This window comes from Parvibaculum sedimenti (genome assembly GCF_009184905.1).
GTDB lineage: Bacteria > Pseudomonadota > Alphaproteobacteria > Parvibaculales > Parvibaculaceae > Parvibaculum > Parvibaculum sedimenti.
This window is the reverse complement of sequence record NZ_WESC01000001.1, coordinates 195,659-209,471: the sequence shown is the minus strand read 5'-3', so window position 1 is coordinate 209,471 and position 13,813 is coordinate 195,659. Positions and strand designations below refer to the sequence as shown.

Below are 13,813 nucleotides of genomic sequence, written 5' to 3'. Positions count from 1 at the left end.
TCAGCCGCTGCTTTCGAAATAGGAGTGCTCGAGCGGGGGATTTTCCTTGAGCCCTTTCAGGATCAACTCGCTCAGATCCTCGACCATCCAGTCGAACCAGATATTGCCGTTCTCCGCCGTTCCGTGGCTCGGCGTACCTGTCACGCCATTGAGGCTGGTGCGATTGACGGGATGGGCGAAAACGAGACCATCGGTGCGGTCGGGATCGTCGGCTTCCTTCTGCACATCGGGGCGCACCATCTCCGGTGCGCGGGCAAGCATCAGCGCCGTCTCGGCATCATTCGCATGCCAGTCGTCTCCATCGGCGAAATGGAACTCGCGGACGCGCTTGCTGACTGTCGCCGAATTGACGAGCGCCACCATCATGTCGTCATGCTCGGCCCGGAGCATTTCGAGCGCGCAGCGCAATGGCGCGGCATTGGTCACATGGGTGTTGACCATGAAGAGCCGGCGCACGCCGGAGTGATAGGCCCAGTCGCCAATATCCTTGACGAGATTGATGAGCGTGATGGGTTGCAGCGCGATGGTGCCCGGCCAGCGGCGGCTATGGCCGATAGAGCAACCATAGAACATGGTCGGCAGCATCGGCACCTTCGTGCGCTCGGAAACCGCCTTGCAGAGAAGATCCGCGAGCACAGCATCCATGCCGGTGCCCATATGCGGCCCGTGCTGCTCCGTCGCGCCGACGGGCAGGATCGCGGCATGGCCCGCCGCGTCGAGATCGGCGGGGATTTCAGCCCATGTACGTTCCGACCAGAGCATGGGCTTACTCCACATTGTCGCCGACTTCGGCGAGCCGCATCATCATCGGATAGGGCTCTTCGCCCTCTTCCCCATGTGCCTCGCTCGAATAGATCAGCTCTTCGAGCCGCGCCTTGGTGGTGAGGAATTCTTCCGAGATGAACTGATCCATCTGGCGCGGGCGCGGCACCGGCACCTCAATCAATTCCTGCACTTCACCGGGATGAGGCTTGAGCACCAGAATGCGGTCGGCAAGATAGATCGCCTCGTCAAGGTCGTGCGTGATGAAGACGATGGTGATGTCGATCTTGCGCCAGATCTCGAGGAGATGCGCCTGCATGCGTGTGCGCGTCTGCGCGTCGAGCGCGCCGAAGGGCTCGTCCATCAGCAGGATGCGCGGCTGGTTTGCCAGCGCGCGGGCGATGGCGACGCGCTGCTTCATGCCGCCCGAAAGCTGATGCGGATAGGCGTCGGCGAATTTCTCCAGGCCGATCAGTTGCAGCCACTGCAACGCCTGCGTCTCCGCTTCGAGGCGGCCTGCATTGTTGACCTCAAGGCCGAACATGACGTTGCGCTTCACGGTGAGCCAGGGAAAGAGCGTATAGCCCTGAAACACCATACCCCTGTCGCGGCCCGGCCCGCGCACGGGCTTGCCCTGCAGAAGCACCTCGCCCGATGTCTGTGTTTCGAGACCGGCAAGAATTCGGATCAGGGTCGACTTGCCGCAGCCTGAAGGGCCGACGATGCAGAGGAATTCACGGCGATACGTCTCGAAGTTGATGTCCTTCAGCGCCACGGTCTCCCGCTTCTGCGTTTCGAAGGTCTTGCCGAGCGACTTCACCTTGAGGATGACCTCACGCGACTTCATCCGGTCGAAGCGCTCGCGAACCTGCTGCGACTGTTCGAGATAGGAGGGAAGCGTCTTTTGCGCGTTCATGTTCGCTCCCTCACGCCTTGACCGTGCGGTCCCACGGGAAGAGACGCTTGCCGAGAAGGCCAAGCAGGATGTCCGTTCCAAGACCGATGATGCCGATGATGAAAATCGCCGCATAAACATTGGCGAAATGCTGATAACGCGCCTGCTGCGTGATGAACCAGGTGATACCGGTGGTCGTGCCGATGAGTTCGGCGACGATGAGGTAGGTCCATGCCCAACCGAGCAGAATGCGCTGGTCGCGATAAAGGTCCGGCAGGATGCCCGGAATGACGACGCGCGACAGAAGCTGCAGATTCTTCGTGCCGAGTGTCAAAGCCGCTTCGACGAGCGCACCATCGAGCTTGCGCGTCGTATTGGCGATGATGAGCACCTGCTGGAAAAAGGTGCCGATGACGATGACGGCGATCTTGGGGCCATCATAGATGCCGAGAATGGCGACCGCGAGCGCGCCGAAGGCGGGCGCAGGCAGGTAGCGGAAGAACTCGACGAAAGGCTCCGTCAGCCGCGAGATCGGCGAGTAGGTGCCGCAGAGAATGCCCAGCGGCACACCGAAGATCGACGAGATAACGAAGCCCCAGAAGATAACCTGGATCGAATGCCAGAGGCTCTGATGGAGCCACGGGCTGTCGCGTGCCTCGGGCGGCATCGTGAAGGACGTATAGAAAGCCTTCAGCACTTCGTGGGGCGCAGGAAGATAGATCGGATTGGCAGGAACGCCTTGCGGCAGAGCGCGATTCTGCGCGGTCGCGTCGGCGGTTTCCTGATCGAATGTCGCGCGATCGACGCGCATGTCGGGCTGGAAATAATCCACGCTGCCCGGATCGGTAATAAGAACCAGAGGGTGCCAGACGGCGGGCACATAGCTCACGATGCACCAGAGAAGGATCGGCAGTACGAAGGAGAAGAAGCCGAGCAGAGATCTCGCGCGGGGCGAAAGCTCGGCATGCACCGCAAACCATCTTGTCCGTGTCATGACACCCTCGGGTTACGCTACAGGCTACTTACTTCAACGCTTCGTCGGTGAGGGAGGGATCGATGTAGCTGTCCACTGGCTGCTTCACCTTGTAGACCGCGTTCTTAACGTTGAAGTCGTCGGCGATGTAGGAAGAACCATAGAGAGAGCTGAAGCCGTCAGCTTTCACAAAGGTCTTTTTGCCGTCTTCGAGGCTGAGCAGCTTGGTGCCCTTGAGGAGCGGCTTGTACTGCGCAGCCGTGAGGCCGACGCGAGCCGACATGATCTTCAGCGCATCGGGCTGCGTCTTCGGATCATTGATATAGGCGACGACCTTGTTCCAGACCTTCATGAGCTTCACCCACTCGGCGCGATGCGCGGCGAGGCTCGTCGGATTGACGACCAGAACGTCATAGATGAGGCCCGGCTCCTGCGCCGAGGTGTAGATCGGCTTCGCGCCCGGTACGAGCTTCATGGCCATGCCGGAATTGGGCTGCCATGCACCAATCGCCGAGACGTCGCCCGAGGCGAGCACCTGCGGCGTCGAATTGGTCGTGGTGTTGACCAAGGTGACGTCGGATTCCGACATGCCTTCCTTCTTGAGGCCATCGAGAAGCAGGAGGTGCTCGACAAGACCAATCTCGATGCCGACCTTCTTGCCCTTCAGATCCTTGAGGCTCTTGATGCCCGGCTTGCCGACGATCATGTCGTTGCCGTTCGAATAGTCGGTGAGCATGATCATCACGCTCTTGGTGCCGCCGCCGCCCATCACGAGGGCGTCGCCATTCGTCACCAGATCGGCATCGATCTTGCCGGCGGAGAAGGCATCCATCGATGCGGAATAGTCGAACCACTGGAATTCGGCGTCGACGCCTGCTTCCTTCAGCCAGCCCTTGTCGATCGCCACCTGCCAGGCAACCCAGCCCGGCCAGTCGCTATAGCCAATCTTGAGCGGCGCCGCTTCGGCGCGACCTGCATGGCCTGTGATCGTGAAGACCGACAGCACCAGCCCGAAAACCCAACCAAACCTTGCATTGCGGCTCATCACATTCTCCCGGGATTGAGCAGTATTACGAAAGGCCGAAATCGTAATACCAATTAGCAAGGCACATGCCAGCTCCGCGGGAGGGCCGGAAAGCAGTCGGTTTCGGAGATGTTGGCGCAGACGCGGACAGGACAAGCGCGGTGCCGTGCGCAGAAATCAGGCGACGCGGTGGAGTTGCGCCTAATTCGTAGCCAATCGTGCGCGCCGGTAGGCCGCCGGTGTCTCCCCGGCCCAGCGAAGGAAGGCGCGATGGAAATTCGCCGGATCACCATAGCCGCAGTGATAAGCGATTTCGGCAATGGAGAGCGGCGAGGTCGCGAGAAGGCGTTCGGCGATATCACGGCGCGTTTCATCGACGAGGCGCTCATAGGTGAGCCTGCGCGAACCGAGCCGGCGCTGCATGCTGCGCAATGACATGCCGCAGTCGGCGGCAGCGGCCGCGGCGGAAACATTTGCGATGGCAAGGTTCGAGACGATGAAGATGCGAAGGCTGCTCACGAAATCGGCTTCGAGGGCCGACGCCGCATGGATCTGGCGCAGATATGCCTCAAGCGCCGTCGCACGCTGCGGCTCTGCACCGGGCTGGCTTTCATCGAGAAGCCGCTCCTCGAAGGTGAATCCATTTGCGTCCTGCAGGAACCAGACGGGAGCATCCAACACCCGCTCGAGAGATTTTCGGTGCGCGACCGGACCGTAGACGACATGCACCTCACGCGGGCGCCAGCGGGCTCCAAAAAAGCGGCGAAAGAAGGCAAGCGCGGCACCGAGGGTGAGATCAATGTCCGCCTCGAGGCCGCCGGTCAGCCGCTCGCCGACGCGGTATGTCAGCCGTACCAGACCGTCGCCGACGGGTTCGACCGCAATATCGGCCCCCTGCTGATAGCTGCGAAAATGCTCGTTGAGGCTCTCAATCGCCGTTCGCAGGGTGGGCTTGTTGGCCGCGAGCAGCCCCAGCACGCCGAGGTCACCGGCTACCATTCTGAGGCCAAGTTTCAATGCGAAGAGCGGATCGCCCGTCTCCAGAGCGCATAGATGGAGCAGATCCATATAACTCCGCTGGCTGATAAGGGCGGTCTCGTCACCCGGATCGGCGGGCGTCATGCCGGAGAGCAAGGCGACCTTTTCCGGCGCAAGGCCATAGCTAGCCAAAAGGCTGTGCAGATTACCAAGCACACTCGCCCGAATGAGCGTCTCGGAAGTCACGTCTCGCCTCCGCTTGCGGTTTTCACTCTCTTCATTTCGATTTTGGCACCAAATGACAAGAGGCTACAATCTGCCGGGGATAACTTCTGATGGCATGGCCATGATCGATGGCTCTGCAGACCTATTGGGGGAGGGGAAATGCGCGTCTGGAGTTCGATCGCAATCGCCGCGTTGATGCTCGTCATGGCGCCTGCCACGGCAGATGAGCTCCAGCCGGAGACGTTGCATGTCGAGAAGGTGCCCGACGGTCCCCGCGATCACTGGATCTGGATCGGCGACCTCGGTGCACAGCACAACGTCGATACGCGGGCAATGCTGTTCGACGCCGACAAGGGCAAGATGCTCGGCATGCTCAGCACGGGCTTCTGGAGCGCGGGCGTGCTGCTGCCGAAATCGACCGGTAATGTGGTCGCGCTCGAAACCTTTTTCGAGAAGGGCACACGCGGCCCCCGGCACGACTATGTGACGGTCTACGATCCGCGCACGCTTCTGCCGCTCCATGAAATCGAAGTGCCGCCACGTCGTATGACGGCCCTCGTCCAGACGCGCATGGCGGGGCTCACGGATGACGACCGCTTCGTCGCCATTACGAATTTCACGCCCAGGCAGACGATGACCATCGTCGATCTTCAGAAGAACCGCTTCGTGGCGGAAACGGACACGCCGGGCTGCGGGCAGATCTATCCCGCTGGGCCGCGCCGCATATTGCTTCTCTGCGGAGATGCGAGCCTCAAATCCATGGTGCTGGACGATAACGGCAAGGTGGTGAAGCAGACGGACGGCAAGCCCTTCTTCGATCCCTTCGCCGATCCCGTCATCGTGCATGCGGTACGCGCGGGCGACGACTGGCTCTTCGTTTCGCTCGCCGGATACATCTATCAGGTCGATGCATCGGGCGACGAAGTGAAGCTGCGCGAGAAATGGTCGCTGCTCACCGACGGCGAACGCGCCGATGGCTGGCGCACCGGCGGCTATCAACCGCTCGCCGTTCAGAAGAAAGACGGGCTTCTTTATGCGCTGATGCGAAAGGGCCCGGAAAGCACCTATGAAGAGCCAGGCGACGCCGTCTGGGTCTTCGACATTGCGACCCACAAACGCGTGGCGGAATTCGACCTCGCCAATGCGACGCTCGCTATCGAAGTCAGCCAGGATGCGAATCCCATCGTCTATGGCGCGTCGATGAAGACGGTCGTGCCCTATTGGTCGCTGGTCGCGCTGACGCTTCTCGGCCAGAAGTTCGAACAGCTCGATGTGGTGAAACCCGCGCTCGACGTTTATGACGCGAAGAGCGGCAAGCTTCTCCGCACCGTCGATCACGTCGCCTCCTTCGCGACCTCCCTGAAGCAGCCCTGAGGTCATGCCGATGATCGACCCCGTTATCGATCTGGCGCTGCGCGGTAGCCTTGCCGCAATTCTCGGCTATGCCGCTTTTCACAAACTGAGGGACCGAGCGACCTTCGAGGGACAGCTCGCCGCCTATGCGCTTTTGCCGGAGGGGCTTGTCCATCCGACGTCGCGGGCGCTGCCGCTCATCGAAGGCGCGGCGGCGCTGTTTCTCCTCGCGCGCTCCGAGCATGCGAGCCTATTGAGCGCTGCGCTCTTTCTGCTCTATGCCGGTGCCATGGGCATCAACCTCGCCCGCGGGCGGAACGACATAGATTGTGGCTGCGGCGGGCCGGAGGGGCGGCAGACGCTCCACTGGGCGCTCGTTTTCCGCAATCTTCTGCTTGCGCTCGGCGCCTTCGCGACTGGACTTCCGCTCGCTGAACGGCCGCTCTTCTGGCCGGATGGCGCTATTGCAGGACTGAGCGCTGTCGCCCTCATCGCGCTCTACGCGGCGCTCAATGCCCTTATCGCGAATATGCCCGCGACCAAACACCTGAAAGCCTGAGCGATGGAACAGATGCTTCTCATTTCAAACATTCTCCTCTGGCTCCTGGTCATCGGCCTCTCGGTCGCCGTGCTGCTACTCGCGCGACAGGTCGGTGTGCTCCATGAACGCATCACGCCGGTCGGCGCGCTGATGATCGGCAAGGGTCTTCGCGTTGGGGAGACGTCGCCGAACTTCCGCCTTGCCAATCTGAACGGACCCGAAGTCACGATCGGCGGCGCGCGAGCGGACGGGCGCGGCACGCTTCTCTTCTTCCTCTCGCCGACCTGCCCCGTCTGCGCCTCGCTGCTGCCGACACTCCTGACGCTGGTCAAACAGGAGGACCTTGCACTGGTGCTGGCAAGCGACGGCACGGTGGAAGAACACACAAGCTTCATCGCCCGCAAGGGACTCGCCGATCTGCCCTACGTGCTATCGACGGAGCTCGGCGTCCGTTTCGGCGTTTCGAAACTTCCCTATGCAGCGCTGATCGACAGCGACGGCGTTCTCCGCGCGCATGGGCTCGTCAACAATCGCGAACATCTCGAAAGCCTGATCGAGGCGGAGCAGGAAGGCGTCGCCTCGATTCAGGACTTCGTGAAGCGGGAGAGCGCGAAATGAGTGCTATCGATAAATGGATGGAAACATTCTCGCGGCTGCTTGCGCGGCAGAGTTCGCGCCGGAGCTTCCTTGCGACGGCCGGGGCCTTCATCATCGGCGTGGGCGCGGCACCCCTCCTGCCCGTGGCGCGCGCCCATGCGGGCACTGGCGAGGAAGGCGATCCGACACGCTGCGATTATTGGCGCTACTGCGCCATCGACGGCTTTCTCTGCACCTGCTGCGGCGGCACGACGAGTTCCTGCCCGCCCGGCACCGTCGCCTCCTCCGTCACATGGGTCGGCACCTGCCGCAACCCGACCGACGGCAAGGACTACATCATTTCCTACAATGACTGCTGCGGACGCAGCGGATGTGGGCGCTGCACATGTCAGCGCGACGAGGGCGACCGCCCGCTCTACCGCACAGACTCGGCCAACGACATCAACTGGTGCGCGGGAAGCAGCGCCGACATCGTCTATAACTGCTCGACGGCGGTGCTGATGGGCGTGAGCACGGGAGATTGACGGCTTTGCGTTTCCCTGGCGTCCTGTTCCTCGCCCTTGTCCTCTGCGGTCACGCTGCGGCATCGCCCCATACCGACTACATGCTCCGCTGCATGGGCTGCCACCTGCCGGACGGCGCTGAAACGCCGGGCAAGGTGCCACCGCTCAAGGACCATGTCGCAAAGTTCCTCGCGGCAGAAGGCGGCCGCGCCTACCTCGTTCAGGTGCCGGGCACGCGGCAATCCGCCCTGTCCAACGCCGCCGTCGCCGATCTTCTCAACTGGCTCGTACGGAACTTCGACGCGGTGGACGTGCCCGCCAACTTCACGCCCTATACGGAAGGCGAGGTGGCGGCGCTCAGGTCTCACCGCCTGCACGATGTCGCCGCCGAACGCGCGAGGCTCATCAAAAGCCTGCCGAAAGGAAACTAGCAGGACAGGTTTTCATCACACCCTTCCTTCGGCGCCGTTTCGCTGACTTAATGCCGGTCTTGGAATTTCGTCCACGAATAGCCGGTTAGACCTCTCAAATGCCGCAGCGAACCTCTTTTGGCCGGCCCGTGTTCACAGGCAGCAACACGGCCTTCGTCTTTGCGCTCGTCGTCATCGTCCATGTGGCCAATGCGGCGATCTCGTCCTGGTTCGGCTATTTGTCGCCAGACTCCTGGGCCTATCTGCGGCTCGCCAAGGGGTTTCAGGCGCATCTCTATCCGACGCTCGACCACGGATATTTCGCCGTCTTTCCGTTTGGATATCCGTTCCTGCTCGCACTGACGAGCCCCGGCCTCGATCTCGTTCATACCGCGATCGCCTCGAAATTCGTGAATGCACTTCTCTGGATATCGACCTACCTCTTTCTGAGACGACTGCGCATTCCGGCGCTTCTGGCGGCCGCGCTGGTCATTACCCCCTTCTCATTCACCATTTCGGCAATGACATGGTCCGAGAACCTGATGATCTTCGCATTGGTTCTCACCCTTGCCGGCATCGACGCCATGCACCGCGCCGAAGAACATCCCACCCGCGCATGGTTGCTGCTCGCCACCGCGCTCGTGATTGGCATATCGAGCCGCTATGTCTTTGGCTTCGTCGCCGCGAGTTTCCTCGTCGCCTATCTGATCGCCTTCAGAGCGCGGGCACGGCGGGATGTCGTTCTGATCCTCTTGCTTTCAGGTGTGCTTTTCGCGCTCTATCTCGGCGTCAACACCTGGCTCACGGGGCACTCAACCGGCATGGATCGCGGACCGTCGACCGATCCGTTGGGCTATCAGGCCTTCACCTTCGCCTCCGCCAATATGCAGCTCGTATTCTGGGCAATGTTGCCCTTTGCCTTCGTCGCCCTCATTGCGTCTCGCGACTGGCAACCGCGACCGCTCGCACTGACGACCGGCCTTGTCGGCATGGCCTATATCGCGATCATCGCCATATTGCGCCTGCGCAATCACTTCGATCCCTTCGACCAGCGACTCCTCGGCCCCGGCTGGCTGATGCTCGCCATCGCTATCGCGCTCACGGCGCGGGAAAATACCGGGGTCACGCGGCAGCGGATCGCGGCGGCGGCACTCCTCCTGATGGGGCTCTGGGCGACATATTCCGCCCATGGGGAGGATGCGATCGATCTCGCCAACAGGGGCCAATTGCGGACGAGCCTCGTCGCAACGATGAAGAACTATGCGCAGGCCTTCACGCCGGGCGATGATGACGCCGAGGCGGTGATTACTGTCGAGACCCCATGGCCGCGGCCAACCGTGCATGGCGACAACCGCCTCTATTACGGCGATCTCGACGTGTTTGAACCTCTGAGCGCGCCCCTCTCCCCACGCGAGACGTTCGGCGCTTTCTCGACCAGGGTGCGTTCTTCGAAAATCGATCTGACCCATTGCGTCGTCGACTTCTCTCACTTCGCATCGGACGACGAACTTTCGGACGTGCTGGATGACGTCTATCCCACAAGCCTCACGACAGAGCAGGCGAGCTTCGATCGGATCTTGGCGGAGCGCTTCCACAGAATATTTCGGGCACGGTCCGTTGTGCCCTGCGCTTCTTTTCTGGACGGAACCCCGCCTTCAAGATGAGGGGATCACGGATCAGGCTACCACGAGTTCAGGGGCGATGGCCTTGACGAGCGGAACATAGTGGTCGTCATAGGTGATCGTTTCCTTGACGAGCCCCATGTCCTGAAGCTTCTTGCCGCGCCATTCGTAACGCAGCACCTGATCGATGGCGGGCTCGGGAGCTTCCCGCGCGCCTTCAGGAACTGCTCCTCGCTCGCCCGCGAAACCGCCAGATCGACATTATCTTTGCCGAGTTGAGCGGCAAGAGAAGTGTAAATGTTGAAGGCAGCGCGCTTCACGTCGTGCTCCTCGTTCGTAAGTTTCGTATTTATGCAATCGCCCCAGAGCGATTGCGGACTGCGCAAAACCTCATAGACTTCGGCATCCGCCTTGCGCTGATGGATGAGCGGCACCTCGAAAACAGGCGCCGCGCTTCTGCCAAGCGCGGCAAGCGTGATCGGGAGAGCGACGTCATGCAGCGGATTGTAGAACTCGATGGAGTCGCAAAAGACGCGGTCGATGTCGAGGCCGCTCAGGATCGACGCAACCTCGCCGGAAAGCGCGCGAAAGCTGGCGACATCGCTCTTGAGCAATGCTTCATAGAGCGAGGCCTCCTCAACGCCGAGCCAGGCAACATCCGCCATGCTCACCACTGACTTGAGGCTTTCCTTACTCTGCTCGACGCGCTCCTGCGCGCCGCCATCGGTGAGAAAGATGAGATAGGGCTGGAGACGCCGCACCGAACCAAGTATCGCTACTTCATGATTGGGATGACTGAAAATCATCACACTACGCGGCATTGACGCCCCCTCTTATCAGCCGTGAAAAATTACATTAGGCATTTTTAATAAGGTGGACAATCGCAGATGCCAATTGAATCTGGCACGGACAAGGCGAAGCCCTTCAAGATTGCGCTGTACACAACCTATTTCGCTGCAGGCGACGGGATGGGGCGTGTTCTGACACGTAAAATTGCCGCTTTAGACAAACTTGCTCGCACCAGACCGGTTGAACTCAGGATCTATTGCGGCGGCAGCGACTTCGACGACCCGCGCATATGCCGCGTCAACAAAATTCCCGAACTGATTGCCGACCCATTCTTCAGGACGGCGGATATCCATCATTACGAATTCGGCTGGTATTTCCGCTCCTTCGAATCGATCCGATATCTCCCTGCAAAAGCCCGCGCATCGGTCTTTTTTCATGGCATCACCCCTCCGCAATGGGCGTCCGATCACAAAGGTGCCCTGCAGTCGCTGAAGCAGAAGCGGCTGCTTTTCCATGCCGATGCCGTCTGCGCTGCGAGCCACTTTGCCCGTAACGATCTGGTTTCGTTCGGCATTCCGGCGGAACGAATCCAGATACAGCCGCTTCCGCTTTCCGTTAACCCCACCCATATCCGCGCGGAGCCCGGCGACGGACCGATCGAGCTCATCCATGTCGCGAGACTTACCCCCAACAAGGGACTTATCGACCTTCTGAAGGCGCTGGAAATCGCCAGCAATCGCGGACTTTCCTTTCGCCTCAGGGTGGCGGCGCATCCGGCCAGCGCGTCCGAAGGCCTGCTAAACGAAGCGCAACGGCGCATCGAGAGCCCCGCGCTCAAAAACCGCGTCGAATTTCTCGGCCATATCGGCGACGACGACAAACTCTCATCGCTCTATGCGCAGGCGGATGCGCTCATATTGCCTTCCTACCACGACGCCTACTGCCTGCCGGTGCTCGAAGCCTTCGCGCATGGTTGCCATGTCATCGCCTATGATTCCACCAATCTGCCATACATCACCAATGGACTCGCCACACTGGTCCCCACAGGCAACATCGCCGCGCTGGCTGAGGCTATCGAGACTTTCACGACAGAGGCCATGCAAGCCCGTATTGACAATGGAAATGCCTTCATCACGACGAGCAGCGGCCCCCTGCCCGTCAACAATCATCGTCAGTGTACGGAGACATATGCGCGGAGTTTCAGCGCGGATCGTTTTGAAAGTACCTTTCTGGCGCATATAGATGCGCTTCTCGCCACGCCACACCGGCGGCGCAGTTTCCTTGAACACCTGCGAATGGCGGGCTTCCGGGTACGACACAGCGCGCTCCGGAATGAACTTTCCCGCTTGGCAAAAGAGCGATTGCACCCTTCGAACTTGGAATGACCGTGACGAGTGGTCGCGCTTTACGCCACGCATTTTCTCGTTCAGCCTCGGTATGCGGGAGAAAGTCCAGACGAATACAAGCAAACTCAAATCCCGGTCAGGACCGCTATGTGAAAGGCGACAGATCGACAGATCGTAGCGCTCTCTACCGGCGGCTCTTGCTCGTGCCGATCCTGCTTGTCATCTGCGCTTCCGCATTTCTGACCTACAAGACCATTGTCGACTACCGCCATTCGAGGGTGATCTCCGAGCGCCTGATCCGCGCGGAAGGCAACATCCGCTATTATGATGAAGCGCTGACCATGTCAGCCCGCGCCGTCGTATACTCCGGCGATCCTCTATGGAGGACACGTTACGATATCTTTCGAGAAAAATTGGCAGGCGAGCTGAATACGATCGCGACGCTGCTGCCGGGACTAAAGGAACCGCTTGAGGACATCTCGAAAGCCAATGCGCGGCGAACTGAGCTGGACCTTCAATCCTTCGCCCTTGCCGAAAAGGGCGACGCCGCTCAGGCCCAACGCATCATGCTCGGTGTGGAGCACGAAGACGAAAGCCGCAAATATGCGCATGGCGCCTCAATCCTGAAGCAGACGATCGACACCTTTATCTCGACTTCAGAGACAACGCTCAAACAAAGCACCCTTCTCTCCGTCTGCGTCGTGTCCGGACTGACGATCGTCTTCCTTCTGGCTTTCCTGCGCACATTCCGTGCGCTGGGCTCTCTGCTCCTGATGGAGAGAATTCGCAGCGACGTCGCCAGGCGGATGCTTTCCGTTTCCGCGTCAGAGACGGAGGTGGACATCGGTTGGGCGCTGCAGCTCATCGTCCACGAAACCCGCGGTGACCGCGCCTTTCTCATGCGGCAATCGCAGAGGGAAGACGTCGTCCATCGACAACAATGGTGGAATGAGGGCGCCGGCCTGCCGGACGGACAGGCCGATGCCCTCTGGACGTGCCTGGCGCAATTGTGCGAGGACGCCTCCATGTTACGCCGGGGTCTCTCCCGGCTTCCCGCCGACCAACGTCAAGGGGTCGATGCCGTTCTTAAACTGGGGCTGCGCCGGGCTTCCTGCGCGCATGTGAAGACCGCTCACGGCGATGAATATTACATCTCCTGGGGCAGCAAGAAGCGGGTGCCTACATGGCTCCGGCCCAGCAGTTCATTTCTTCAGTCCATTGCCGAAATCATGATCGGTGCCGTAAAAAATCAGGAATACGAGGCGGCGCTGACCCGACTTGCAACGACGGACAGCCTGACGCACCTCAACAATCGCCATCACTTCACAGAATGCCTGGCGCGAGAGTTGAAATTTTTTCATCGCACGAAAAGGCCATGCGCCTTGCTGATGCTCGACCTCGATCACTTCAAGAATATCAACGATACCTTTGGCCATGCGGCCGGCGACGCGGTCCTCATACATTTTGCAGACAGGTTGCGGAGCGAGCTGCGCGATATCGATACGATCGGCAGGCTCGGCGGCGAAGAGTTCGGCATCATCCTGCCGGACACGAATTTCGATGCCGCGCTCGCCGTCGCCGAACGCCTGCGCGAGGATATGCAAATGGCGGAAATTGAGGCTGACGGCGAAAGGATCAAGATCACTGTCTGTATTGGCGTGACCATTCTCGACGCCAGTGACGCCGATACGACGCAGCCATTAAGCCGCGCCGATGACGCGCTTTACTGTGCAAAGGAGGAGGGAAGGAACCGGGTAAGGCACAGAATACCGGCAAGCGTATAGCTTCTCTTACA

General features: G+C 60.5%; 14 protein-coding genes. 8 read left to right on the top strand and 6 right to left on the bottom strand.

Annotation, left to right across the window (positions count from 1 at the left end):
• From F2P47_RS00965 to F2P47_RS00945, 5 genes are all read right to left on the bottom strand, one after another.
• Positions 1 to 762 carry a creatininase family protein gene (locus F2P47_RS00965; protein WP_152214289.1) on the bottom strand — a complete coding sequence of 254 codons (762 nt, stop codon included), beginning with the start codon at positions 760 to 762 and terminating at the stop codon, positions 1 to 3.
• Between the two features lie 4 nt (positions 763 to 766).
• Positions 767 to 1,678, bottom strand: coding sequence for an ABC transporter ATP-binding protein (locus tag F2P47_RS00960; protein ID WP_152214288.1), 912 nt, complete (start codon positions 1,676 to 1,678; stop codon positions 767 to 769).
• A gap of 10 nt (positions 1,679 to 1,688) precedes the next feature.
• Complete coding sequence (locus tag F2P47_RS00955; protein ID WP_152214287.1) at positions 1,689 to 2,651, bottom strand: ABC transporter permease; 963 nt, start codon at positions 2,649 to 2,651, stop codon at positions 1,689 to 1,691.
• 28 nt (positions 2,652 to 2,679) lie between these two features.
• On the bottom strand, positions 2,680 to 3,675 hold the full coding sequence (locus F2P47_RS00950) for an ABC transporter substrate-binding protein (protein ID WP_152214286.1): 996 nt from the start codon (positions 3,673 to 3,675) through the stop codon (positions 2,680 to 2,682).
• 180 nt (positions 3,676 to 3,855) lie between these two features.
• Positions 3,856 to 4,878 carry an AraC family transcriptional regulator gene (locus F2P47_RS00945; protein ID WP_152214285.1) on the bottom strand — a complete coding sequence of 341 codons (1,023 nt, stop codon included), beginning with the start codon at positions 4,876 to 4,878 and terminating at the stop codon, positions 3,856 to 3,858.
• A 138-nt stretch (positions 4,879 to 5,016) separates the two neighbouring features.
• On the opposite strand from F2P47_RS00945, the gene F2P47_RS00940 reads away from it, so the two are divergent.
• From F2P47_RS00940 to F2P47_RS00915, 6 genes are all read left to right on the top strand, one after another.
• Positions 5,017 to 6,231 carry an amine dehydrogenase large subunit gene (locus F2P47_RS00940; protein ID WP_152214284.1) on the top strand — a complete coding sequence of 405 codons (1,215 nt, stop codon included), beginning with the start codon at positions 5,017 to 5,019 and terminating at the stop codon, positions 6,229 to 6,231.
• 10 nt (positions 6,232 to 6,241) lie between these two features.
• Positions 6,242 to 6,769 carry a MauE/DoxX family redox-associated membrane protein gene (locus F2P47_RS00935; protein ID WP_185680879.1) on the top strand — a complete coding sequence of 176 codons (528 nt, stop codon included), beginning with the start codon at positions 6,242 to 6,244 and terminating at the stop codon, positions 6,767 to 6,769.
• A 12-nt stretch (positions 6,770 to 6,781) separates the two neighbouring features.
• Positions 6,782 to 7,369, top strand: coding sequence for a methylamine dehydrogenase accessory protein MauD (mauD, locus tag F2P47_RS00930; protein WP_246176674.1), 588 nt, complete (start codon positions 6,782 to 6,784; stop codon positions 7,367 to 7,369).
• Positions 7,366 to 7,872 (top strand): methylamine dehydrogenase light chain, encoded by a 507-nt coding sequence (locus F2P47_RS00925; protein WP_152214281.1) that lies wholly within the window; start codon positions 7,366 to 7,368, stop codon positions 7,870 to 7,872. The genes mauD and F2P47_RS00925 overlap by 4 nt, the downstream gene beginning before the upstream one ends.
• Positions 7,873 to 7,877: 5 nt before the next feature.
• A complete protein-coding gene (locus tag F2P47_RS00920) occupies positions 7,878 to 8,282 on the top strand; it encodes a cytochrome c family protein (RefSeq protein ID WP_152214280.1) in 405 nt (134 codons plus the stop codon).
• A gap of 128 nt (positions 8,283 to 8,410) precedes the next feature.
• Positions 8,411 to 9,925 (top strand): glycosyltransferase family 39 protein, encoded by a 1,515-nt coding sequence (locus F2P47_RS00915; protein ID WP_152214279.1) that lies wholly within the window; start codon positions 8,411 to 8,413, stop codon positions 9,923 to 9,925.
• Between the two features lie 17 nt (positions 9,926 to 9,942).
• On the opposite strand, the gene F2P47_RS00910 is transcribed toward F2P47_RS00915, so the two are convergent.
• Positions 9,943 to 10,704 (bottom strand): hypothetical protein, encoded by a 762-nt coding sequence (locus tag F2P47_RS00910; RefSeq protein WP_152214278.1) that lies wholly within the window; start codon positions 10,702 to 10,704, stop codon positions 9,943 to 9,945.
• A gap of 66 nt (positions 10,705 to 10,770) precedes the next feature.
• Here F2P47_RS00910 and F2P47_RS00905 point away from each other — a divergent pair, with 66 nt between their 5' ends.
• Both F2P47_RS00905 and F2P47_RS00900 read left to right on the top strand, forming a co-directional pair.
• On the top strand, positions 10,771 to 12,057 hold the full coding sequence (locus F2P47_RS00905; RefSeq protein ID WP_152214277.1) for a glycosyltransferase family 4 protein: 1,287 nt from the start codon (positions 10,771 to 10,773) through the stop codon (positions 12,055 to 12,057).
• A complete protein-coding gene (locus tag F2P47_RS00900; RefSeq protein ID WP_152214276.1) occupies positions 12,054 to 13,802 on the top strand; it encodes a GGDEF domain-containing protein in 1,749 nt (582 codons plus the stop codon). Before F2P47_RS00905 ends, F2P47_RS00900 begins: the two co-directional genes overlap by 4 nt.
• The last annotated feature ends 11 nt before the right edge of the window (positions 13,803 to 13,813 follow it).

Coding starts and splice junctions, on each gene's coding strand:
- F2P47_RS00950 (WP_152214286.1), bottom strand. CDS start 3,675: ATGAGCCGCAATGCAAGGTTTGGTTGGGTTTTCGGGCTGGTGCTGTCG.
- mauD (WP_246176674.1), top strand. CDS start 6,782: ATGCTTCTCATTTCAAACATTCTCCTCTGGCTCCTGGTCATCGGCCTC.
- F2P47_RS00965 (WP_152214289.1), bottom strand. CDS start 762: ATGCTCTGGTCGGAACGTACATGGGCTGAAATCCCCGCCGATCTCGAC.
- F2P47_RS00925 (WP_152214281.1), top strand. CDS start 7,366: ATGAGTGCTATCGATAAATGGATGGAAACATTCTCGCGGCTGCTTGCG.
- F2P47_RS00940 (WP_152214284.1), top strand. CDS start 5,017: ATGCGCGTCTGGAGTTCGATCGCAATCGCCGCGTTGATGCTCGTCATG.
- F2P47_RS00900 (WP_152214276.1), top strand. CDS start 12,054: ATGACCGTGACGAGTGGTCGCGCTTTACGCCACGCATTTTCTCGTTCA.
- F2P47_RS00955 (WP_152214287.1), bottom strand. CDS start 2,651: ATGACACGGACAAGATGGTTTGCGGTGCATGCCGAGCTTTCGCCCCGC.
- F2P47_RS00910 (WP_152214278.1), bottom strand. CDS start 10,704: ATGCCGCGTAGTGTGATGATTTTCAGTCATCCCAATCATGAAGTAGCG.
- F2P47_RS00905 (WP_152214277.1), top strand. CDS start 10,771: ATGCCAATTGAATCTGGCACGGACAAGGCGAAGCCCTTCAAGATTGCG.
- F2P47_RS00960 (WP_152214288.1), bottom strand. CDS start 1,678: ATGAACGCGCAAAAGACGCTTCCCTCCTATCTCGAACAGTCGCAGCAG.
- F2P47_RS00935 (WP_185680879.1), top strand. CDS start 6,242: ATGATCGACCCCGTTATCGATCTGGCGCTGCGCGGTAGCCTTGCCGCA.